The sequence below is a fragment of the Streptomyces plumbidurans genome, from assembly GCF_019857225.1.
Lineage (GTDB): Bacteria > Actinomycetota > Actinomycetes > Streptomycetales > Streptomycetaceae > Streptomyces > Streptomyces plumbidurans.
The window spans coordinates 1-20,789 of the sequence record NZ_JAFJSY010000049.1 but is presented as its reverse complement, the minus strand read 5'-3'; the positions used below and the strand labels follow the sequence as shown (position 1 = coordinate 20,789).

18 protein-coding genes are annotated in these 20,789 nt (G+C 69.0%); 6 read left to right on the top strand and 12 right to left on the bottom strand.

What is annotated here, in order from left to right; translation table 11 throughout:
- Positions 1 to 23: 23 nt before the first annotated feature.
- The 4 genes from JYK17_RS27415 to JYK17_RS27400 form a co-directional block, all read right to left on the bottom strand.
- Positions 24 to 551 (bottom strand): hypothetical protein, encoded by a 528-nt coding sequence (locus tag JYK17_RS27415; RefSeq protein ID WP_108014143.1) that lies wholly within the window; start codon positions 549 to 551, stop codon positions 24 to 26.
- Between the two features lie 309 nt (positions 552 to 860).
- Complete coding sequence (locus JYK17_RS27410; protein ID WP_108014144.1) at positions 861 to 1,778, bottom strand: endo-beta-N-acetylglucosaminidase H; 918 nt, start codon at positions 1,776 to 1,778, stop codon at positions 861 to 863.
- Positions 1,779 to 1,892: 114 nt separating this feature from the next.
- Complete coding sequence (locus JYK17_RS27405; protein ID WP_222811388.1) at positions 1,893 to 2,810, bottom strand: oxygenase MpaB family protein; 918 nt, start codon at positions 2,808 to 2,810, stop codon at positions 1,893 to 1,895.
- Between the two features lie 177 nt (positions 2,811 to 2,987).
- Complete coding sequence (locus JYK17_RS27400; RefSeq protein ID WP_222811387.1) at positions 2,988 to 5,969, bottom strand: FG-GAP-like repeat-containing protein; 2,982 nt, start codon at positions 5,967 to 5,969, stop codon at positions 2,988 to 2,990.
- Positions 5,970 to 6,222: 253 nt separating this feature from the next.
- On the opposite strand from JYK17_RS27400, the gene JYK17_RS27395 reads away from it, so the two are divergent.
- Together JYK17_RS27395 and JYK17_RS27390 are read left to right on the top strand one after the other, a co-directional pair.
- On the top strand, positions 6,223 to 7,581 hold the full coding sequence (locus tag JYK17_RS27395) for an FG-GAP-like repeat-containing protein (protein ID WP_222811386.1): 1,359 nt from the start codon (positions 6,223 to 6,225) through the stop codon (positions 7,579 to 7,581).
- A gap of 88 nt (positions 7,582 to 7,669) precedes the next feature.
- Positions 7,670 to 8,206 carry a DEAD/DEAH box helicase family protein gene (locus JYK17_RS27390; protein WP_146191740.1) on the top strand — a complete coding sequence of 179 codons (537 nt, stop codon included), beginning with the start codon at positions 7,670 to 7,672 and terminating at the stop codon, positions 8,204 to 8,206.
- Positions 8,207 to 8,211: 5 nt separating this feature from the next.
- On the opposite strand, the gene JYK17_RS27385 is transcribed toward JYK17_RS27390, so the two are convergent.
- The 4 genes from JYK17_RS27385 to JYK17_RS27370 form a co-directional block, all read right to left on the bottom strand.
- Positions 8,212 to 8,910, bottom strand: coding sequence for an N-acyl homoserine lactonase family protein (locus JYK17_RS27385; protein ID WP_222811385.1), 699 nt, complete (start codon positions 8,908 to 8,910; stop codon positions 8,212 to 8,214).
- Entirely contained in the window at positions 8,907 to 9,359 is a 453-nt protein-coding gene (locus tag JYK17_RS27380) for a GNAT family N-acetyltransferase (protein WP_222811384.1), read from the bottom strand. The genes JYK17_RS27385 and JYK17_RS27380 overlap by 4 nt, the downstream gene beginning before the upstream one ends.
- 102 nt (positions 9,360 to 9,461) lie before the next feature.
- Positions 9,462 to 9,968: a GNAT family N-acetyltransferase gene (locus JYK17_RS27375; protein ID WP_222811383.1), complete on the bottom strand. Its 507-nt coding sequence runs from the start codon at positions 9,966 to 9,968 to the stop codon at positions 9,462 to 9,464.
- Positions 9,969 to 9,970: 2 nt separating this feature from the next.
- On the bottom strand, positions 9,971 to 10,540 hold the full coding sequence (locus JYK17_RS27370; protein ID WP_222811382.1) for a dihydrofolate reductase family protein: 570 nt from the start codon (positions 10,538 to 10,540) through the stop codon (positions 9,971 to 9,973).
- Positions 10,541 to 10,839: 299 nt separating this feature from the next.
- Here JYK17_RS27370 and JYK17_RS27365 point away from each other — a divergent pair, with 299 nt between their 5' ends.
- On the top strand, positions 10,840 to 12,792 hold the full coding sequence (locus tag JYK17_RS27365) for a LamG-like jellyroll fold domain-containing protein (RefSeq protein ID WP_222811381.1): 1,953 nt from the start codon (positions 10,840 to 10,842) through the stop codon (positions 12,790 to 12,792).
- A 151-nt stretch (positions 12,793 to 12,943) separates the two neighbouring features.
- On the opposite strand, the gene JYK17_RS27360 is transcribed toward JYK17_RS27365, so the two are convergent.
- Positions 12,944 to 13,303, bottom strand: a complete 360-nt coding sequence (locus JYK17_RS27360) for a DUF6479 family protein (protein WP_222811380.1) — start codon at positions 13,301 to 13,303, stop codon at positions 12,944 to 12,946.
- 292 nt (positions 13,304 to 13,595) lie between these two features.
- On the opposite strand from JYK17_RS27360, the gene ctaD reads away from it, so the two are divergent.
- Both ctaD and ctaF read left to right on the top strand, forming a co-directional pair.
- Positions 13,596 to 15,269 carry an aa3-type cytochrome oxidase subunit I gene (ctaD, locus tag JYK17_RS27355; RefSeq protein WP_108014154.1) on the top strand — a complete coding sequence of 558 codons (1,674 nt, stop codon included), beginning with the start codon at positions 13,596 to 13,598 and terminating at the stop codon, positions 15,267 to 15,269.
- Positions 15,266 to 15,655 carry an aa3-type cytochrome oxidase subunit IV gene (gene ctaF / locus JYK17_RS27350; protein ID WP_108014155.1) on the top strand — a complete coding sequence of 130 codons (390 nt, stop codon included), beginning with the start codon at positions 15,266 to 15,268 and terminating at the stop codon, positions 15,653 to 15,655. The genes ctaD and ctaF overlap by 4 nt, the downstream gene beginning before the upstream one ends.
- On the opposite strand, the gene qcrB is transcribed toward ctaF, so the two are convergent.
- The 3 genes from qcrB to JYK17_RS27335 form a co-directional block, all read right to left on the bottom strand.
- Complete coding sequence (qcrB, locus tag JYK17_RS27345; protein WP_222811379.1) at positions 15,585 to 17,123, bottom strand: cytochrome bc1 complex cytochrome b subunit; 1,539 nt, start codon at positions 17,121 to 17,123, stop codon at positions 15,585 to 15,587. The genes ctaF and qcrB overlap by 71 nt on opposite strands.
- A 194-nt stretch (positions 17,124 to 17,317) precedes the next feature.
- Entirely contained in the window at positions 17,318 to 18,235 is a 918-nt protein-coding gene (locus JYK17_RS27340; protein ID WP_222811378.1) for a hypothetical protein, read from the bottom strand.
- A gap of 114 nt (positions 18,236 to 18,349) precedes the next feature.
- Positions 18,350 to 19,546: an ANTAR domain-containing protein gene (locus JYK17_RS27335; RefSeq protein ID WP_222811377.1), complete on the bottom strand. Its 1,197-nt coding sequence runs from the start codon at positions 19,544 to 19,546 to the stop codon at positions 18,350 to 18,352.
- 468 nt (positions 19,547 to 20,014) lie between these two features.
- On the opposite strand from JYK17_RS27335, the gene JYK17_RS27330 reads away from it, so the two are divergent.
- Positions 20,015 to 20,617 (top strand): flavodoxin family protein, encoded by a 603-nt coding sequence (locus JYK17_RS27330; RefSeq protein WP_181362565.1) that lies wholly within the window; start codon positions 20,015 to 20,017, stop codon positions 20,615 to 20,617.
- Positions 20,618 to 20,789: the final 172 nt, after the last annotated feature.

Sequence of the window (20,789 nt, the reverse complement as noted above, 5' to 3'; positions counted from 1 at the left end):
AGGCCCCAGGGGCCGGAGAGGGATCAGCAGCGCTTGGCCGTGGTGGCCTGGCCGGGTACGGGGTCGCCGGGAGCGCGGAGCGTGCCGATCGCCGCGGTGCACTCCTTCACCGTGTCGGCGGGCAGCGACCAGAATTCCTGGCTGTTGGTGGCGTTCCACCAGTCCTGGCCCACGACCTCGTCACGGGAGTAGCTGTAGACGCCGGTGCTGACGTCGTAGTCCTTGATCTTGTCGCGGAAGCTCTGCCACACCCAGACGTAGCCGTAGTTCGCCTTGCACTTGGGCGAGTAGAACTGCTTGACCGAGGCGGCGTGCACGCCACCTCGGTTGATGTAGGCGGTCGCTCCGATCTGGTAGGCGTCCGAACAGACGCCTGCCGCCTGCGCCTTGACGCTCATGGGGTTGCCGGACTCGGACGGGGCGGTCGAACGGGTGGTCAGACTGTGCTTGCCGGGCGCCGGAGCAGGACCTGTGCCGGCGAAGGCGGACGACGCCGGCAGCAGGACGCAGGCGGAAGCCGCCGCCACGACCAGGACGGATCGAGCACGCATGGAAGATCCCCCACTTCTTGGTGTGTGAACTCTCGGGTGGAGAAGCCGTACGCGGGCAGGGGTCATCTCAGGACGAAGTGCCTGAAGGGATGGAGAACGCTACGAAGAACACTGTCCGCGCGTTTCGGTCATCAAGTCTGACCACCGTGACCGCCGGATGGTTGTGGTGCAACACACAATTATTGAGGGGGAGTTCGCTGGACCGGTTCGACGTGCGCGTTTGGTCGGCCTGGACGCTGCCGCTCGGCCGTCACATGCAGGCCGCGCCTTCGACATCGTTGTCGAAGGCGCGGCCTGCATGGTCATGCCCTAGGGGGTGTAGACGGCGGCACTGCCGTACAACTCCTTGGTGAACGCGGAGACATCGGCGCTGCGGTCGGCGCCGTCGAGGTTGTAGGTGAGGTAGACGCCGTACCCTTCGCTGACCGTGCGGCGGGCGAGGTCGGCGACCGTGCTCTGCGAGGTTCCGCCGATCTCGACGGCGGCCGGCGACAGCTTCGACTTGGGCAGGGCGATGCCGGGGACCTGCCAGGTGCCGTAGTACGGGTTCCAGGCGTAGTCGAACTTGGACGAGATGTCGACGCCGCCGTAGGAGAGGCGTGAGGCGGACGGGCCGATGTTGTAGAGGCTGATGATCTTGTCGGGCATGTTCGCGCGCAGCGCCGTCACGAGCTGCACGAACGAACTGTCGTTGGGCTGGCCGGTGCCGTTGTTGCCGTACTCGGCGTACTCGTCGTCGAAGTCGATGCCGTCGAGTCCGTACTTGGCCACGGCGTCCGACAGTTGCCCGGCGAACGCCGAAGCCGCCTGCTGGGACGGGAAGTTGGCGAAGCCCGCGCCCTGGTGGTTGCCGAGCACGGACAGGACGACCTTGATGCCCTTCTGCTGCAGCGGCCGTATCTGTGTGGCGGCGTTGTCGAGAACACGCTGCACGTTGTCGTTGAAGTAGAGATACGCCGACTTCGTCGCCGTGTCGTAGTTGATGTTCGCCGCGAAGATCACCGCGACGTCGAAGACGTTGTCGCCGTCACTGGCGAGGGTGTACTTCCCGACGTTCAGCATGCTGTTGTTGTTCACCTCGACGTACGCCACCGAGGTCGGCCCCTGTTTTGCGGGGGCGGTGGCCGCTGCGGCGCCGGTCGTCGCGGTGGCGCCCGTGATGAGCGCCGCGACGGCCGAGAGCGCCAGCGCGGCCGTCCGCGCTCTGCTCCGTACCAGACTGAACATGGTTGATCGGTCTCCCATCGCAGGGGTCGGCGCCCGGCCTGTTCGAGGGCGCCGAGCAGGTCCTCCGAGTTTTCCCCGACGGTGACCGAATCTCTTGATGCGTGCGCGAACTCTTCACAACTCCCGCTCGCGGCGCGTCGTGAACCGCTCAACTTGCGTGAGCTGTACAGGAGTTAGCCGGTTTCGCCGGAGTCGTTCGGGAAGTGGCGTGCGATGGTCGGGCAGCAGCCGCTGGGCGCGGAAGGCCGACTTCAGGAAGATCCGGACGACACGCTCGCGGCGCGGGCTCATCCAGCCGATCCGGTGGAGCCGGCAGACGGGCTCGCCCGCGAGGTAGCGGGTGATGTCCCGGCCGAACGCCCGTAAGGGCGCGGGAAACCAGCGCTCCGCGAAGAAGTCCATCATCGCGGTGGCTACGCGGTGACCGGCCTGTGTCGGCTCGTACGGCCGGGCGTCGAACTTCGCGGCGAACTCGGTCATGGCGTTCCAGTCCTCGGGGAACGCCTCGTCGGACAGTGAGCCGGACCCGCGGTCCAGGAGACGGAAGAGTGTCTGCGCCCAGCGATGCCAAGCGATCTTCATGGCCTCGCTCGTGCCGGGCAGGCCGAGGGAGGTCTGCAGGCGGTCGCCGGACGTGGCCAGCAGCACGAGGGGGTAGACGAACTCGTCGACGTCGTCGAGGTTGCCGGGCAGGTGCGGGGTCCTGTGGTCGACGGCGCGGTGGATCCGGTTGAGCCGGGCGGCGGCCTTGCGGCCCGCCTCGCTGGACAGGCCGTCCACCATCCAGGCCGTCAGGAAGTCGTTGCCGTCCTGGAAGCGCCGGTGCGGCTTGGTCTCCAGTTTCGAGGTGTGGGCCAGGGTGGCGGCCGTCATGCTCGACTGCATCATGCGCATGGTGCCGGGATAGATCATCATCGCGAGGCCGAACTCCGGTATCCGGTGGCCGGCATAGAGCGAGATCATTCGCTCCCAGTCCGACTCCGGGTCCATGGCGGCCAGTTCGCGGTCCACCCACTTGTATCCACGGCGCACGATCGGTTCCCTCTGCCACGGTGCCTGTTCCCCGTGAGGAGAGGACGCGCGTTCATCGCACTGCGATGCGACCGCCCGTGTGACCTGCCGCACAGCTGAGCCAACGGCGGCCCGGGGCCGCGCAGTTGGCGCGCCGCCCCGGGATGCAGGGTTCGATGCTGGGGACTGGCTCCCGGATCAGATCGTCGAGCGGGCACCGGGCAGTGCCGCGCCGAAGTCGATCTCGGTGTACTTGCGGGTGAGACCGGCAGCGGTGCCGCTGATCGACGTGGATCCGCTCGGCACCGGACCGGAGGCCGAGCCGCGGGCGGTCCACAGCAGGCCGTCGGAGTTCTCGCCGGGGGCGCCGACCACCGTCTCGGCCTTGCCGTCCTTCGTGAGATCGACGAGGTACGTGGACGCGGAGAACGAGTCCCCGCTCTCGGCGGTTCCGGGAATCCCGCTGGTGTTCTGCGTATAGCCGACGGCTCCGGTGGTGCTGAGACCGGCGGCGGAGCCGCGCAGCAACGTCGCCCCGCCCGCGTACTTGGTGGAGCCCACGGACTCCCCCGGCGCGCCGACCAGGACATCGGCGTACTTGTCGCCGTTGGTGTCACCGACGCCGAGCGACATGCCGAACTCGTCGCCGTCCTCGCCGGTTCCGGGCACACCCGCGGTGTCCTGGTGGATGATCTGCGGCTTCTGCTGGGGGCTGATGCCCTCGGCGCTTCCGTAGAGCACCTGGATCTCGCCGCCGCGGTGGGCGGGCGTGTCACCGGATGTCAGGGAGGCGTCGTAGGGCACCCCGGTGACCAGGTCGCCGTACCCGTCGCCGTTGATGTCGCCGATCTGGCCCGACAGGCCGTCGGCGAGCGGGAGTTCGGTGAAGCGGCCGTCGTGCCCTTCGGCGAAGACGGGTCCGCTGATGTCTCCGTCGGTGGGGCCGGGCAGCCAGAAGCGCTCGGCCCGGCCGTCGCCGTCGACGTCGCCCATGACGACACCGCGGTTGGTGCCCAGGTCGTTCACGAAGTGTCTTTCCGCTGCGGCGCCGGTGCGGGTGAACGGCCCGGTGTAGGTGGTGGCGCCGCAGTACCCGGTGACTCCGATGTCGGCAGCCCCGTCCCCGGTGACGTCGCCCACGGCCAGGCCGGCCGCGAAGCCGCAGCCCTCGTCCAGTCCGGTCGGCGGGGAGATGGAGGCGCCGCCCTTGAGCCCGGACGAGCCACCCCACACCACGGTAAGCGAGCCGACACCCCACATGGTGCCCGCGGACTCGGACGGTGTGCCGATCAGCAGGTCGGCGTAGCCGTCGCGGTCGAGGTCCGCGGAGGTGACAGCCGTGCCGAACGCGTCGAACTCCTCCGGCGTACCGGGAATGCCGGAGGTGGCCTGCGTGATGACCGTGCGGTGGGAGGCCGACACTCCGCTCGCGGAGCCGTACAGCACGACGACCGCGCCCGCGCCGTCCACCGAGCCGTTGGCGGCTCCCGGCGCGCCGACGGCCACGTCACGGTAGCCGTCGCCGTTGAAGTCGTCCTGTACGGCTGCGGTGTTGGCGCCTCGATAGGGTGCGGCCGCCACCGCGGGGGACGCCGGAAGGGCGACCGCGGTCAGCGTGGCGGTCGCGCTGACGGCGATCGCGGCGGCCAGGAAACGCGAGGAGAACGTACGGGGAGTGCTCAGGTGCGGGTGGCTCGGCATGACGGCTCCGGAATCAGGGGTGGAGGGGGCGGGGCGGGTGTGCGTCACGGACCGGTCACCACGCTTGCGAGGTGGGCGGCGCCCGCCGAGCCGAGGCCCGCTCCGCCGGTGCTGACGCTGACCGAGCCGGTCGCGGTGACGGACGTGGCGGAGCCGCGCAGGGACCACAGGGCTCCCGCGCCGCCGTTCTCCCGAGGCGCCGACGACGAGGTCCGCGTAACCGTCCTTGTTGGTGTCGACGATCCGCACGGCCGACCCGAAGGTGTCGCCGGTCTCCGAACCGCCCGGCACACCGGCGGTGTTCTGCGTCCAGGTGCGGGCGTGGGCGACGTCCAGCTCTCCCGTGGTGCCGCGTACGACGGTGACTGCGCCGCTTGCGCCGTTCTCGCCCGGGGTGCCGATCACGAGGTCGGCGCGGCCGTCCTTGTCGGTGTCACCGATCGCGACCGAGGCACCGAAGCGGTCCTTCGCCTCGCCGGAACCGGGCACCCCGGGAGTGTCCTGCGTGATGGTCTGGATCCGGCTCGGGGTGCCCGAGTACCCGGCGTTGTAGTAGATGGTGACCTGGCCGCCCAGCGCGGTGTCCGAACTCTGCGAGGGGTCCTCGGGGTTGCCGATGACGAGGTCGGGGGAGCCGTTGCCGTCCAGGTCCCCCACCGCGGACGTGGTGCCCGCGGGAAGGTCGGTGCCTTCGAATCCGGCCGGGTCGGCGAGGTGGGCGTGCGGGTCGTCGCCGGTGCCGTCGTAGCCCCAGCCGCCGTCCGAGACCCCCCGGCCGTGCGCGATCAGCCGGTCGTCGTCGGAGTTGGGCAGGTCGATCGCGGTCAGCGCGACGATGCCGTACGCGGGGTTGAAGTCGAACCCATTTCCCGAAGTGCCCGTCTGCCGGGACAAGTCGGCCGGAACGAACGTGACTTCGGCGTCGTTGGCGCCGACGGCGATGGAGAGCTTGCCGTCGTTGACGGGGTTCAGGCCGTTGTACGTGCCCACGGCCAGCGTCCGTCCGTAGGCGTCGTGGGACGACGGCCACGGGTCCTCGACCGACTTCGCCTTGGTCAGGCCGGAAGAGGTGCCGTAGACGACGGTGACCGAGCCGCCGCCGTCGTCCCCGGCGACGTCCTCACCGGGTGAGCCCACCACGAGGTCGCTGTAGCCGTCCCGGTTGAGGTCGGACATGACGACGGCCGCGCCGAAGCGGTCCCCGGCCTCGGCCGTTCCCGGTACTCCGGCGGAGTTCTGGGTCAGGACGGTGCGTCTGGAGGGATCGACACCGTGCGCCGTGCCGTAGAACACGACGACGGCGCCGGCCTTCGCGTGACCCGCCACCGCGGCGTCCGGCGCGGAGACGACGACGTCGCGGTAACCGTCCTTGTTGATGTCACCCGAAGTGCCGGCGGCGGCCTCGGCACTCGCCAGGGCCAGGGGCGTGAGGCCGGAGGCGAGCAGGGTTGCGGACATCAGCAGAGTGCGTTTGCGCACGAGCTACTCCAGAGAGGCGTGAAACAGGACCTGGCATGGCGCTGTCATGAACAGCGCCCGCAAGACTCACGGAGGGCGCAAAGGGTTGTGCAGGTCGGCGAGGTTTTTTCGGCGGACGAGAAGGACGCACCCGGCGACCGCTACAACCAAGCACACCCCCGGTAGGTCTTGTCTGTTGCCATGCGCAGACACCTGCCGTTCACCCGCCGACCGTGAGGGGTTCGCCTTGCACCTTCGAAGATGCCCGCTGCCCGTGATCGCAGCGATGGCCCTCGCCGCCATCACGGGACCGGCGTTGGCCGCGCCCCGGACCGACGGCAGCGCGCCGGACGCCCACGTGTCCGGCAACACCGCATCCGTTCGTGCCGACTTCGACGGCGACGGATACGCCGACGTCGCCATCGGTGCCCCCGGAGGCACCGTCAACGGCGAGGCCGGCGCCGGGTACATCGCCGTCGACTACGGAATGGCCGAAGGCCCCAACGGCGTCAAGCGCCAACTGGTCAGCCAGAACCGCTACGGAGTACCGGGCACCGCGGAGCCGGACGACCGCTTCGGCAGCAGCCTCACGGCGGCCGACCTCGACTCGGACGGCTACACCGACCTCGTCGTCTCCTCCCCCGGCGAGGACATCGGCGACGCGCAGAACGTCGGCCGCTACACCATCCTGTGGGGAAGCGCCGGCGGACTCGCCACGGCCACCACCACCGTCCAGGGCACGTCACCCACCCGCGCCGGGGACTTCGACGGCGACGGACACATGGACCTGGTCACCGACGACCGCGTGCTTTACGGCCCCTTCGACCGCGCCGCCGGGCCCGCCCGCGGCAGCGCTGTCGCCGGCGCGGACGCCCGCCTGTACGCGATGACGGCAGGCGACCTGGACGGCGACGGCATCACCGATCTGGTCGTCAGCAGCGGCGTGTCGGCTTCGTCAGCGCCCCGCCTGCGACTGTTCAGGGGCACGGCATCCGGTCTCGTGGCCGGACCGGGCATCGCCTCCCCCGACACCGGATCGGTGGACAGCCTCGGTCTCGGCGACATCGACGGCGACGGACGCCAGGACGTCGTCTTCGGGCGCAGCACGTCGGGCGCCGGCGGCCTGGTGGGAGTGGTGCGGGGCACCCCGGACGGACTGGCGCCCAGAGCCACCCTGCTCGGCCAGGACTCCCCCGACGTCCCGGGCACCGACGAGAGCGGCGACCGCTTCGGCAGTGACGTCTCGGTCGCCGACGTCGACCAGGACGGCTACGCCGACATCGTCACCGGCGTACCCGGGGAGGACGTCGGCACCACGAAGGACGCCGGCATGTTCGTCGTCCTGAAGGGCAGCGAGGCCGGCCTTACCGGCACGGGGGCGCAGGCGTTCACACAGAACACGGCCGGGTTGCCGGGATCGGCCGAGGAGAACGACCGCTTCGGCGGGGCCACGGCCGTCGTCCCCGGGTACGTCGTCGTCTCCGCACCGGGTGAGAACACCGGCTCCGGCTCGGTGTGGGTCCTTCCCGCCGGCACCTCCGGAGTCACCGCCGACGGATCGGTGAGCTTCGGACCGGGCACGCTGGCCGCTCCCACGAACGGCGCGCAACTGGGCTCCGCCTTCCACCGCTGACCGTACGACGCGCGTACGCCCGCTGCCTGCGGCGGTCCCGGACGGGCGCAGGCAGCGGATGGGCACGGGGCATGTCTACGCTGACGGCATGGCGTTGGTGTGGGTGACGGGCAATTCAGGAACCGGCAAGTCCACGGTCTGCGAACTGCTGCGTACGCGTGGGTACTTCGCGCTCGACACCGACGAGGACGGCTTCAACCGCTGGGCCGACCGGGTCAGCGGTGAGGTCGTCGCGAATCCGCCGGACCCAGTCCCCGGGGGCTGGCTGGACCGTTACGGATGGGTGATCGTCCGTGAGCGCGTGGAGGCCCTCGCCGGACAGTCCCGTACCCGCACCGCGTTCCTGTGCGGGTCGGCGGAGAACGAGGCTGATGTCCGCGATCTCTTCGACCTCACCGTGTGCCTGGTGATCGACGAGGACACCCTCCGCCACCGGCTCGCGACGCGCACCAACAACGCGTTCGGCCGGCATCCCGAAGAACTCGCAGCCGCGTTGAAATGGAACCCCCGGATGCGAGCGATTCACGAAAGCCGGGGAGCGGCCGTCATCGACGCATCCAGGCCGCTGACCGAAGTGGTGGAGGCCCTGTTCGACACGGTACGGGAACGGACGGGGTCCTGTTGACGTGCCTAGAAAACGCCCTGCGCCGGTTCCCAGACCGAGCAGTCGTGGGCGAAGAGGACGCGGCGCGGGTCGAATTCGGCGAGTCGCTCCAGCCAGTGCGGGTAAGGGGGCAGCGGATGCTCCACGCCGTGCAGTGCCGCCTGGCGGGCCAGTTGGTCGGAGGCGAAGTGGGAGGCGAAGTCGTGTGCCTGGCCGGCGAGGACGACGGTGCCGTCGGTCCGGCGTAGGACGAGCGACTGATGCCCCTGGGTGTGTCCGGGTGTCGGAATGATCCAGACGCCCGGCCAGACCTCCGTCTCGCCGGTGAGTTCCTCGTAGGTGGCGGTGGGGAAATCAATCAGCTCATCGAAGGTGTAGTCGCCGTTGCGTGCGGTGGTCAGTTCGGCGTTCTGGACCAGGATGGGTTTGCCACCCAGGAGCGGATTGCCGCCGCAATGGTCGAAGTGAAGGTGGCAGTTGGCGACGAGGGCGATGTCCTCGAGGCCAACTCCCGCCGCCGACAAGGCATCCCGGAGGTCTCGGCGCCGGGGGCGGTAGTGGGCTTCGGTCTCCGGGTCCGCGTTGCCGATGCCGGTGTCGAAGAGGATCAGGCCCTGCTCGTGCTGCACCAGATAGGCAAGCACGGGTTCGACCCTTGGATGCGGGCCACCGGCCTCCGACGCGGGCCGGACGAAGTACCCCAGATCGAGCCGGCGCACCATCATGTCCGGGCCAGACGGAGGTCGATCCAGGGCACGGTGTCGCCCTCGCGCAGCAGATAGCGCTCGAGTTCGACGAAGCCGTGCCGCTCGGCGAAGCGCAGGCCGTCCGTGTTCGAGGCCAGTACCACGGTCTCGATCACCTCGGCGTCCAGCGCACGGGCCTGCCCCAGGGCGCGCTCGTAGAGTCGCGTGCCGAGGCCGCGGCGGCGGTGTTCGGGCAGGACCCGGGCGATGACGGTCGCGGTGGCGCCATTGTCCTCGGTCGGCGGGCGCACGGTGGTGCAGCCGATCAGGACGTCGCCGAGGTGGGCCACCTCCATACGATTGCGGCCGGTGCGGGCACGAACGTCGTCGAGTGACAGCACGTCGCCCGGGATGATCAGGTTGTGGACGTACTGCCAGTCGCGGATCGAGGCGTCATCGTCCACCGCTCGGACACGAAGGTCGTTCATCGTGCCAGCAAACCGAGGTCCGCCGTGGCACGTCAACCGGCAATGCCGTGCGCCGAGTTACCGGTCGGGGTCGCGGCGTACGCCTCGACGTGGGTGGCCTGTTCAGCCGTCGGCCGGAACCTCCCTGTTGGAGTAGTACGGCTTGACGAAGGGGAAGTTGGTGGCGATCCAATGGCGCAGTGCCCGGTAGAGCGTGACGTAGTGGCCGCGTTCGTAGGCCTCAGGGGTCACCCACCAACTCACGTCGACGTCGTACTCGAGCTTGTCCTCGGTGAGAGGGGTCCGCCGGCCCATCGGGTACAGGTAGCAGCAGCCGAGATAGTGGTCGCCGGAGTCGTACACGGCATAGGCGAACGACTCCCCCTCGCGGAATTCGCATTCGTGCCAGACGAGGTCGACGAAATTGAAGTCGGCGGTGACCGCTTCGACCGGCCAGGAGCCGCCACGCGTACGGCGGATGATGTCGAGGCTTGCGTTGATGCCACGGACGTCGTCGTCGAGGTGGTCACGGGTCAGCGCGTCGGCCCGGATGTCCTCGAAGGTCAGCTCCCGCGGGGCGTCCCAACCCTCGGGCACGCTCAGACGCTTGACGAGCCTGTCGGTGTCCACGGTCAAACTGCCCTTTCAGCAGGCCGAGTTCGGTAGGTGAGCAGGACGATCCCGCTGTCCACGCGGACCGTGTCGACCAGATCGAACGTGGCGGTGGCTCCGGACCGGAAAAGAAGATCGCTGGTGCCCGTGCCGGTGCCGAGAATGAACGGATGCACCCACAGGTGCAGTTCGTCCAGGAGCCCGTTCGCCATGAGTTCGTGCGCGAGCCGGCCGAAACCGTACTGCACGATGTGCGCACCGGGCTTCTGCTTCAGTTCGGCGATGGTGTCGATCGGGTCGCGGTCGATGACGGTGGTGTTGTTCCACGCCGGGTCGGTGAGGGTTGTCGACACGACGTACTTCGGCAGCGCGTTCATCCGGTCTCCGATGGGGATACCGGCCAGGACGGGCCACACGGCGGCGAAACTGTCGTATGTATGGCGTCCCATCAGCACCGCGTCGCTGTTCTCCAGCAGCTTCAGCTGGATGTCGTTCCCCTTCTCCCCGAAACCGCCCGTCGACGGCCAGTCCTGGGGGTTCTGGATCACGCCGTCCAGGGTGACGTAAGTGGAATTGATGATCTTACGCACGGTGACCTTCCTCTCCGGAAACGGCGGACAGTATCCCTCGACACTGGACGAATCCACCCCGTCCGAACAGTCGACGGCGTGGCTTGTTACGTCGGCTCCGAACACAGCACGTGACCGGGCCATGCCGCACCTTCTCGCCATCTTCCGCTCACCGAGAGGTCAGTTCCTGGCCATCGTCCGACATCGGCTCCCCTTTCCGGGAAACAGCTGATCTCCGTTTGTCATCTGTCGTCCGCCCGGTCGGGGCCGCCGCTGAGTAGCGTCGTCGCTGTTCGACGACCCACTCGGAAGAGGCCTTTATGTGTACTCATGGTGACGCCCCGTCAGAGGGTTCGGCCGGTCACAGCCGGCGAGGCTTTCTGCGCAACGCGGCACTGGCCGGGGCCGGAACGGCGGCCCTGGGCGCCGGTACGTCCGCGCTCGGCGCCGCACCCGCTTTCGCCGCGGACGCCGGCAGGGGCGGCAAGGTCGGCCCGTGGAGACCGGACCCGGACGCCCTCCAGTTCACGCTCGCGGTCATGCCGGACACCCAGTTCCTGTACTGGGGCAGCCAGGACAGCGTCAACCGCACGCCGCAGGAGGAGTCGTTCCGCTACATCATCGACAACAGCAAGGACTCCACCCACAACATCGTCTTCATGGCGCACCTCGGTGACCTGACCCAGGACGCCGACGCGTCGTCGTTCCAGCAGGTCGACAAGGCGTTCGCCCTGCTGGACTCGCATGGTGCCGCGTACAGCGTGGTGGCCGGCAACCACGACGTGTCCGGTGACGACAGCCGTGGTGACACCCCCTACCTGCAGACGCTGGGCCCTCAGCGGTTCAAGCGCGCGAAGACGTTCGCGGGGGCGGACGCGACCGGCTACAACACCGCCCACGTCTTCCAGGCGGCCGGGCGCTCGTGGCTGGTGCTGGCTCTGGACTGGCGCACGACCGACCAGGGCTTCGAGTGGGCCAACGACGTCATCAAGGCGCACCCCAGGATGCCCGTCATCCTCACGGCGCACGACATCGTCTACTCAGACTACGATGACAACGTTTTCCCGTACGAGTCAGGCGATCCGGAGAACAACGCCGCGCTCTCCGACTACGGCAAGACGATCTGGGACCGGCTCATCAACGAGAACGACCAGATCTTCCTCACCCTCAACGGCCACTACTGGCCCTCGGGCCGTACGAACAAGAAGAACGCCGCCGGCAACGACGTACACATGCACATCACCAACTACCAGAACCGCTACTTCGGCGGTGGCGGCATGATCCGGCTGTACCACTTCGACCTGGCCCGCGACACGATCGACGTCGAGACGATCAATCCCTGGATCCTGGCGCAGGATCCGGAGTCCCGCACCGAACTGGCGGCCGAACACGCCCGGATCACCGGCCCCGTTGACGACTTCTCCATCGCCATCGATTTCGAGAAGCGGTTCTCCGGATTCATTCCGGTTCCGGTGCGGCCCTCCAGGCCCGCCGCAAGGGAACTCGTCAAGGGCACGGTGGCGTACTGGCGTTTCGACGGACAGGGCAAGCCCGGCACGCCGCTCACCACGGGCGAGACGATCCGCGACCTGTCCGGCAGGGGCAACGACCTGACGGTGGCCACCGTGCCGGGCACGGCCGCCGACGCGCTGACCTGGTCCGCCGACCATCACCCCGACCAACCCGGCCACGCGAGCCTGAAGTTCGCCGGCGGCAGGAACCCGCTCCACGGCACCTACCTCACCACCGGAGCCCACGCTCCTCTCAACGAGGAGACGTTCAGGTCCGGGTACACCATCGAGACGTTCGTGATGATGCCGCTGGACTGGGACGCCGGAAAGAACGGCTGGGCGGCGATACTCAGCCGCCGGGGCTCGGCCGAGGCGGCCGGCAAACACGGCAGGAACACCGATCCGGGCGAACCCCTGGTCCAGCTCGCCATCTCGAACAACGGACGCGAGCCGCAGTTCAACCACTATCCGCTGAACAACACCTACCCGACGACCAACTGGGGCCACGGCCTCGTGGAACTCAAGTGGTGGCACCTCGCGGTGGTCAACGACAGCCACCGCACGCGGCTGTACGTCGAGAGCGCCCCCGTGGTCGACAACCCGAACCGGGAGTCGCACGGCCTCACGTCGCTCGGGCTGCCCTGGCTGGTGGGCGGCCATGAGTACGCGGGCCAGATCGACATCGTCTTCCACGGCAACGTCGGGGACATCCGCATCGTGAACCGTCCGCTGGCCACGAAGGAGTTTCTGACGGCCCGGTAGTGCGGCCCGGTAGTACGTCCCGGTAGTACGGCTCGGCAGTCGCGGCGTGCAGGGCCGCGAGCGCGAAAGCTGCGGCGTCGGGGCACCGGTCGGGTGGCCGGTGCCCCGGTCGGCCCGGCGCAGGCTCCGGGGGTCCGCCGCCTCGACCGCCCTACCCGTTGCCCGGACCGCCGCTGCCGAAGCCACCGCTCTTGCCGCGGGACCAACGCGGACGTCGTTGGTCCTGGCTTCGCCTGCTGCCGGAGGCGCCGAGGTCGTGCGGAGTGAGGCGCTCGCTGTCGTCGGCCGCCCGGGGCACCTCGTTCGGCTCCCGCACCTGCTGGGTCTCGTGAGCAGGTCCGCTCGACGGCAGCGTGGGGTGCTCACCATGCCGCGGAGGTCCCGGCTCGCGGCGCCGTGCCTTCACACCGAACCTGATGGCCCAGATGAGCAAGCCCACCAGGACGAGTCCGACGACGAGGATGGCGATCACACCGCCCGCGTTCGTCGCGGCCATTTCGTTCTGGAGCATGGTCATGTGCTCCGAGTACCCCGTCGGCGGTCGGATGCTCCTACGGCCGCACGGGTTCCGCGCGCGTGGCGCGTCCGTGCTCGTCACCGCGCGTCCGTGCGCGTCCGGCGGCGGACGCAGGGTGTGGCGTGACCGATTTCCACCCATATCCGCAGTACCGTCGCCGTGGCGCTCCGGAGGTCGCGACCGGTGGTTTCCGTCCCGGGGGCCGGGGCACTCGCGACACGCTTCCTGCGCTTCAGCACGGCGCTTCGCGTGCTGCCGACCGGAGGCGGGCCTGTGGAGGAGGACGATGACCGAACCGTCAGTACGCGTCGACGAGTATCAGCTCCGAACCACCCCGGCACCGTCGCTCGGGCGGACCCTGCTGCACTGGGCCACCACCACTGATCACAAGGTGATCGGCCGCCTGTACATGGTCACGGCCTTCTGCTTCTTCCTTTTCGCGGGCCTGCTGGCCATGGCGATGCGGGCGGAACTGGCCCGGCCGGGGCTGCAGTTCATGAACGAGCACATCTACAACCAGCTCTTCACGATCCACGGCACCATCATGATGCTGCTCTTCGCGACCCCGATGTTCGCGGGTTTCACGAACGCCTTGATGCCGCTGCAGATCGGTGCCCCGGACGTGGCGTTCCCCCGGCTCAACGCCCTGTCGTACTGGATGTATCTCTTCGGCGGCCTGATGGTCGTCTCGGGCTTTCTCGTGCCGGGCGGCGCCGCGGCGTTCGGCTGGTTCGCCTACGCGCCGCTGAACAGCGCCTATCACTCCCCGGGCGCGGGCGGCGATCTGTGGGTGATGGGCTTGGTGGTGACCGGTGTGTCGACGACGCTCGGCGCGGTCAACTTCATCACGACCATTCTGTGCCTGCGTGCCCCCGGGATGACCATGTTCCGGATGCCGATCTTCACGTGGAACGTGCTGTTCACTTCCATCCTGGTGCTGCCCGCTTTCCCGGTGCTCACGGCCGCGCTGCTCGCCCTGGAGACGGACCGCAAGTTCGGTGCGCACGTCTTCGACGCGGCGAACGGGGGCGCCATTCTGTGGCAGCACCTGTTCTGGTTCTTCGGCCATCCTGAGGTCTACATCGTCGCGCTGCCGTTCTTCGGGATCATCTCGGAGATCCTGCCCGTGTTCTCGCGCAAGCCGCTGTTCGGGTATCTGCCGTTGATCGGTGCGACCGTCGCGATCACCATGCTGTCCGCCGTGGTGTGGGCGCACCACATGTTCGCCACCGGCGCGGTGCTGCTGCCGTTCTTCTCGGTGATGTCGTTCCTGATCGCGGTGCCCACCGGCATCAAGTTCTTCGCCTGGATCGGCACCATGATCAAGGGGTCGCTGTCCTTCGAGACGCCGATGCTGTGGTCGCTCGGCTTCCTGATGTCCTTCCTGCTCGGAGGCCTCAGCGGGGTTCTGATCGCCTCCCCGCCGCTCGACTTCCACCTCACCGACTCGTACTTCATCGTGGCCCATCTGCACTACGTGCTGTTCGGCACGGTGGTCTTCGCCATGTTCGCCGGGTTCTACTTCTGGTGGCCCAAGTTCACCGGGAAGATGCTCGACGAGCGCCTCGGCAAGCTGCACTTCTGGCTGCTGTTCCCCTCCTTCCAGCTGACCTTCCTCGTGCAGCACTGGCTCGGCGAGGAGGGCATGCCCCGCCGCTACGCCGACTACCTGCCGTCCGACGGGTTCACGCTCCTCAACACCCTCTCCTCCACGGGCGCTTTCCTGCTGGGCCTGTCCACTCTGCCATTCCTGTACAACGTCTGGCGCACCGCCCGGTACGGGCGCCGGGTGACCGAGGACGATCCCTGGGGGTACGGGCGGGCCCTGGAGTGGGCGACGTCCTGTCCCCCGCCGCGCCACAACTTCGTGGCGCTGCCCCGCGTACGGTCCGAGTCGCCCGCGTTCGACCTCCACCATCCCGCGATCGTCCAGCAGGCCAGGGAGGAAGGACTGCGATGAAGGTCGAGGCGCTTCTCTTCGGCGGCGTGGCAGCGTTCTTCGCGTTCTCTGCCGCCCTGTACGGCTGGTGGTCCGGTGATCCCGCCGGGACGGCGGCCCTGATCGTCGCCTTCCTGATGGCGGCCGTGGTCTCCTTCTTCTGTGCCGTGCACTACCGGCGACACGGTCAACGTCCGCAGGACCGGCGCGATGCGGACGTCGCCGACGCGAGCGGGCCGGTGGAGTTCTTTCCCCCGAAGAGCCCCTGGCCGATCATCACGGCTCTCGGCTTCGCGATCACGGCGACGGGGGTGATCTACGGCCTGTGGCTCTTCCTCATCGGTTTCGGTGTGCTGGCGCGGGGGGTCGTGGGGATGGTGTTCCAGTACGCCCGCCGTCAGGACTGACGCTCTCGTCGTCGGGTTCGATCGGGGTCCGCGGCGCGCCGGGCCGGAAGGTGTCGACGGGACGGTGTCCGCTCTCGTAGCCGCCCTGGACGCTCTGCCGTACCTCGCCGGTCTCCTCTCCCTCGACCAGCTGTTTCTGCTCCGCCTCCAGCAGGGCGCGGCAGAGCTGGCGAGTGATCACGAAGGCGAGGACGGGGGCGACGACGAGGGAGATCCGCAGCACCCAGGTCAGCGCGTTGAGCGAGATGCGGAACGTCTGCGCCATCACGTCGTTGCCGCCGGCCAGCAGCAGCACCCCGAAGAAGGTGATTCCGGCGACGCCGAGACCGGTGCGCACGGGACGCTCCCGGGGCCGGTCGCACAGGTGCTGCTCCTGGCGCCCTTCGCCGGTCAACCGCTGCTCCACGAACGGGTACAGGTACAGGACCAGGAAGAGCAGCGCGGGCAGGACGACCGCCGGAAGCAGCACGTTCCACATGAGCGTGTGCCCGGCGAAGCTCGTCTCCCACGGCGGCACGAGCCGGAGGGCTCCCTCGAGGAAGCCCACGTACCAGTCGGGCTGGGATCCCGTCGACGCCTGGTCCGGGCGGTAGGGGCCGTACACCCACACCGGATTGATCTGGGCGATGCCGGACAGGAGCGCGAGCACGCCGAGGACCATGAAGAACAGGCCGCCGGAGGAGGCCGCGAACTGCGGGAACATCGGCTTGCCGACAGCTTTCCGGTTCGTCCTGCCCGGACCCCGCCAGTGGGTGTGCTTCAGGTAGAACACGAGAATCAGGTGCGCGGTGAGCAGGCCGATCAGCGCGCCGGGCAGCAGCAGGATGTGCATGCCGTACAGCCGGGGGACGATGTCGTGGCCGGGGAACTGCGACCCGAAGACGAACATGCTCACGTACGTGCCCACGACCGGGATCGACAGCATGATGCCCTGCGCGATGCGCAGCCCGGTACCGGACAGCAGGTCGTCGGGGAGCGAGTAGCCCGCGAAGCCCTCGGCCAGCGCGAGCACGAACAGCGTGAGGCCGATGACCCAGTTGACCTCACGGGGACGGCGGAAGGCGCCGGTGAAGAAGACTCGTAGCAGGTGCAGACCGATCGCGGCGATGAAGACGAGGGCCGCCCAGTGGTGCATCTGCCGGACGAGCAGGCCCCCGCGGATGTCGAAGCTGATGTGGAGCGTCGAGTCGAAGGCCTCCGACATACGCACGCCACGCAGGGGCACATAGCGTCCGTCGTAGACGACCTCTCGCATCTCGGGGTGGAAGAACAGGGTCAGCCACACCCCGGTCAGCACCAGAAGGACCAGGCTGTAGAGGGCCAACTCACCGAGCAGGAACGACCAGTGGTCGGGAAACGCCTTGCGCAGCAGCTGACCGCCCCCGTCGTGCACGGGCAGCCGCGCGTCCACCGCGTCCGCCAGCCGCTCACCCCTGCGTGGCCGGCCGCCCGGCCCGGGCGCCGTCACCGCGTACCCACGACGTGACCGCCGTCATCGGCCTCGCACCGCACCCGCATCAGCCGCTCCTTCCGCCACGCACTGCAGGTATCCCTAGCCGGGACAGCACGCGGCGAGTACCCCACGACCGCGAAACACTCCTGCCGCAGGCACCCCGCACCCGATCGGCCGACGAGGGCGGGCTCTGCGCAAGCAGGGGCACGTCAGGGGGTTCTGCTCCTCGTACCTGTACGGCGGCTCTCGCCCGTGAGGCGGGTGAGCCGCTCGGTGGCGGTCTCGAAGCGCCGTTGGGCCGCACGCACCGCGCGGTCGGCGGATCCGGCCCGATCGCGGGCCTTGCGTACGGCAGTTTCGGCTTGCTGCTGCTCCTTCTCCAGACGCCTCAGTTCCTCGGTCAGCTCGGTGACGCGCTGCTGGAGTGTGGCCGCCTGGGTCTGTGCGTCGGCCGCCTGCTGGTCGGCCTGCGCGGCCTCGTCCTGGCGCGCCTTCAGCTCGCGCTCGGCGTCCTCGGCCTTCTGCCGGGCCTGTTCGAGTCGGCGGTGGTGTTCCTGGTCGGCTTTGGTTGTGGCCGCCTCGCGTTTCGCGGGTGGGGCCTTCTCTTTCCGTGGTGTGGTCCGGGCGGGCCGGGGACGCGCCCCTTCGGCGGCCGTCGGGAACCCCGCGACCGAGTCGAAGGCCTTCACGAGGCGCCCGGTGGCCCACTCCTCGGCGGCGCCGGTGTCGGCGAGGACGGCGTGCAGGATGGTTTCCACCTCGTGCTGGGCGGTGTCGCTGATCGGATGCCCGGCCCGGTCCGCCAACCTGCGAGCCTGTCTGGACAGCTCGTTGATCACGACGTGCTGCTGCCGGCTGAGCTCGCGCAACTGCGCCCCGTCCAGATCACGGTGCGCCTGCCGCAGCCCCTCACCGAGCCGCAGCACCGACGCGGTCTCCTCGGGCTGCTCACGGACCAGCAGGTTGCTCGCCCATGCCGACAGACTTGGCTTGCGCAGCTTGCCGATCTTCCCGGCCAGCGTACGATCGCCCGCCGCCCGGGCCTCGGCCACCCGCGCGTCACGAGCGGGGGTGAAGTCCTCCGGCCGCAGTCCGTACAGCTCGTCCGCGACAGTGTCCAGGTCCACCGCGTCCCTCCAGGCTCAACGTCACCAGTCCCAGTTTCGCGGATTTCCGCCCTTACGCCGGGTTTGTACGGCTGGTGGTGCGGCTGGAGGGACGAGTGATGCCGGGAGAGGGCACTAACCGTGCCGGGAGTGGGACTGGTGCTGCTGGGAAAGGGACTCGTGGTGCTGATGGAGGTATTCCAGCGCGTCCAGGAGTACGGTCCGCCGATACCAGGAGCGCCAGGCCGCGACCTCGTCCGCCAAGACACTCAGCGCCTTCTGCTGCTCGCTCGTCAGCCAGGAACCCGGCTCGGTCCAGTGCAGGGTCAGGGTGCCGTTGCAGTGTCCGTCGGCTGTGATCATCGGTTGGCTGTGGACTGCATGGCTTCCCGCGCTCAGGAGGGCCTGTCCGGCGGGGTGGGCGCCGAGTTCGAGGTCCTCGGCGATGTCGGGGACGGTGACGGGTTCGCGCCGTAGCTGAGCTCGGGCGCACACGACGGGCGGCTCCGTGACCAGGGCTATGTGGTCCCAGTACGCGGCGCTCAGGCCGTGGTGCTTCTCGAGGAAGAGCGCATCGTCCTGCGCCGGATCGGTGAGGTGTACTTCGGCGGCCTCCGCGTCAGACAACGCGAGCGCCTCGGCCAGGACAGCGGCAAGGACCTGCCTACGGTCCGTGACGTCACCGTCGGACGCATGCAGGAACGCGGTCATGGGCGGCGCGGGATGCGTACCGCGTCCTGGAAACCACACCGCGGCCGTCGTGGGCGGTGGGGCCGTGACCACCGCGGAGGACAGCACGCGCAGCGGCACGTTGAGGTGCTGGGAACCCTCGCGGAGCAGCGCGAACGCGGCAGCGGGCGTACGCAGGTCGTAGCGTGCCATGAGCATGCCCTGCGCCGTGCCGATCAGGCCGCTGGTGCGTGCCTTGGACCGCAGACCGAACACCTCGCCCCGCAGGCCCTCGTCCGGGGTCGTATCGGACGCGGGCAAGCTGGCCAGTGCGTCGGCGAGGGTGTCGTGCGTCCGGATCCCCGCAAGTTGCGCCTCGTCGAGCGCTCGGCGCACCGCGGGCGTCGCCGCGACCACCGGTACCGGCTCCTGGGCGAGATGGCCGGTGACCTGTTGGAGGGTGCGACACGCCGCGGAACTGAGCCTCTCGACGCCGCTCAGATCGAGCACCAGCCGCCGACCGCGTTGGACGGCCTGGTCCAGGTGCGGCTTCAGCTCCTGCGCGAGACGGCCGCAGGAGTCTCCGTCCAGCTCACCTGACAGGCAACCCACGATCACCTGGTCGGTGGTCGACAGCACCGACACGGTGGATGAGCTCGTCATCGTGCCTCGCTCTACGGTCCGGTCCCACGCATGCGTCGTACGAGAGGGGCGCCGGTGGCGGAAACGCCGAACCGGCGTGGCCGCCGCCTGACCGCCTGAACAGCTTCCCTCTGAGCGCCTTGGAGGGCAAGGTGGCGCCGATCGCGAGCGGTCCGGGGCGGCGCCCACGGTTTTGGCCCTGCTCCGGCCGTAGACGGGCAGGGTCCGGACGCGGGCATGGGGGCGCGAGGGTGGGGGACTCGGAGTGCAAGCAGGGTTGGCCATGTTTCCCTAGGGGGTCGGCCCGGCCAGGTTCCCCGGGTTCTGACCGTGTGCCTGGGGAGCCGCGCTACGTCTTTGGCTGCTACCGCCCTGGTCAGCGGGATGTTCGACGACGAGCCGACACGTCGTTACGGCCGCTGCCACGGGGTACTTGTGGACAGCTGCCGACTCGTGATGGTTGGCGCTTCCCCGGACATCGGAGCCCACGTGAAAGCGCTCATTGTCAACTGCACGCTCAAGAAATCGCCCGAGCCCTCCAACACCGAGGCACTGGCCGCGGTCGTCGCCAGCCGGCTGGCCGAACATGCCGTGGAGACGGCGTTCGTCAGGGCCGTCGACCTCGACATCGCGCCCGGCGTCGTGACCGATGCGGGAGACGGCGACGAATGGCCCCGTGTCCACGAGCAGCTCCTGGAAGCGGAGATCTTGATCGTCGCCTCCCCCACCTGGCTGGGCCGGCCCTCCTCAGTGGCACAGCGCGTCCTGGAACGCATGGACGCGATGCTGTCCGAAACGGATGACCAGGACCGTCCCGTGGCCTACAACCGCGTGGCCGGCGTCGTCGTCACCGGCAACGAGGACGGCGCCCACCACGTCATCAGCGAGATCTCCGGGGCGCTGGCGGACATCGGCTACACGATCCCCGGCCAGGCCTGGACGTACTGGCACCTCGGCCCCGGGCCGGGTCCGGACTACCTGGAGGAGGAGCGCGGCCGCGACTGGGCACACAGCACGGCACGCGCCATGGCCGACAACCTCTACGACGTCGCCCAGGCCCTGGCAGCCACGCCGCTGAAGGCACCGGGCTGACCCGGGCGCCGCGCCGTCACTGCCGCTGCCCCAGATGTCTCACATGGCGGACGCGAGCCCGCTCAGACGGCGGACATCGGTGTCGCGTCCACCTCGGTCAGCTGCGTACCGATGGAATGGACGGCGGGCCGGCCGGCTGCGGAGATGAGTCCGAGTTCCGTCTGTACGTAGT

What these genes read in the sequence shown, in the direction of transcription:
- JYK17_RS27415 (WP_108014143.1), bottom strand. Translation starts at nt 551, where the DNA reads ATGCGTGCTCGATCCGTCCTGGTCGTGGCGGCGGCTTCCGCCTGCGTC.
- JYK17_RS27410 (WP_108014144.1), bottom strand. Translation starts at nt 1,778, where the DNA reads ATGTTCAGTCTGGTACGGAGCAGAGCGCGGACGGCCGCGCTGGCGCTC.
- JYK17_RS27390 (WP_146191740.1), top strand. Translation starts at nt 7,670, where the DNA reads ATGGCGTTGGTGTGGGTGACGGGCAATTCAGGAACCGGCAAGTCCACG.
- JYK17_RS27385 (WP_222811385.1), bottom strand. Translation starts at nt 8,910, where the DNA reads ATGATGGTGCGCCGGCTCGATCTGGGGTACTTCGTCCGGCCCGCGTCG.
- JYK17_RS27380 (WP_222811384.1), bottom strand. Translation starts at nt 9,359, where the DNA reads ATGAACGACCTTCGTGTCCGAGCGGTGGACGATGACGCCTCGATCCGC.
- JYK17_RS27365 (WP_222811381.1), top strand. Translation starts at nt 10,840, where the DNA reads ATGTGTACTCATGGTGACGCCCCGTCAGAGGGTTCGGCCGGTCACAGC.
- JYK17_RS27360 (WP_222811380.1), bottom strand. Translation starts at nt 13,303, where the DNA reads ATGCTCCAGAACGAAATGGCCGCGACGAACGCGGGCGGTGTGATCGCC.
- ctaD (WP_108014154.1), top strand. Translation starts at nt 13,596, where the DNA reads ATGACCGAACCGTCAGTACGCGTCGACGAGTATCAGCTCCGAACCACC.
- ctaF (WP_108014155.1), top strand. Translation starts at nt 15,266, where the DNA reads ATGAAGGTCGAGGCGCTTCTCTTCGGCGGCGTGGCAGCGTTCTTCGCG.
- JYK17_RS27335 (WP_222811377.1), bottom strand. Translation starts at nt 19,546, where the DNA reads ATGACGAGCTCATCCACCGTGTCGGTGCTGTCGACCACCGACCAGGTG.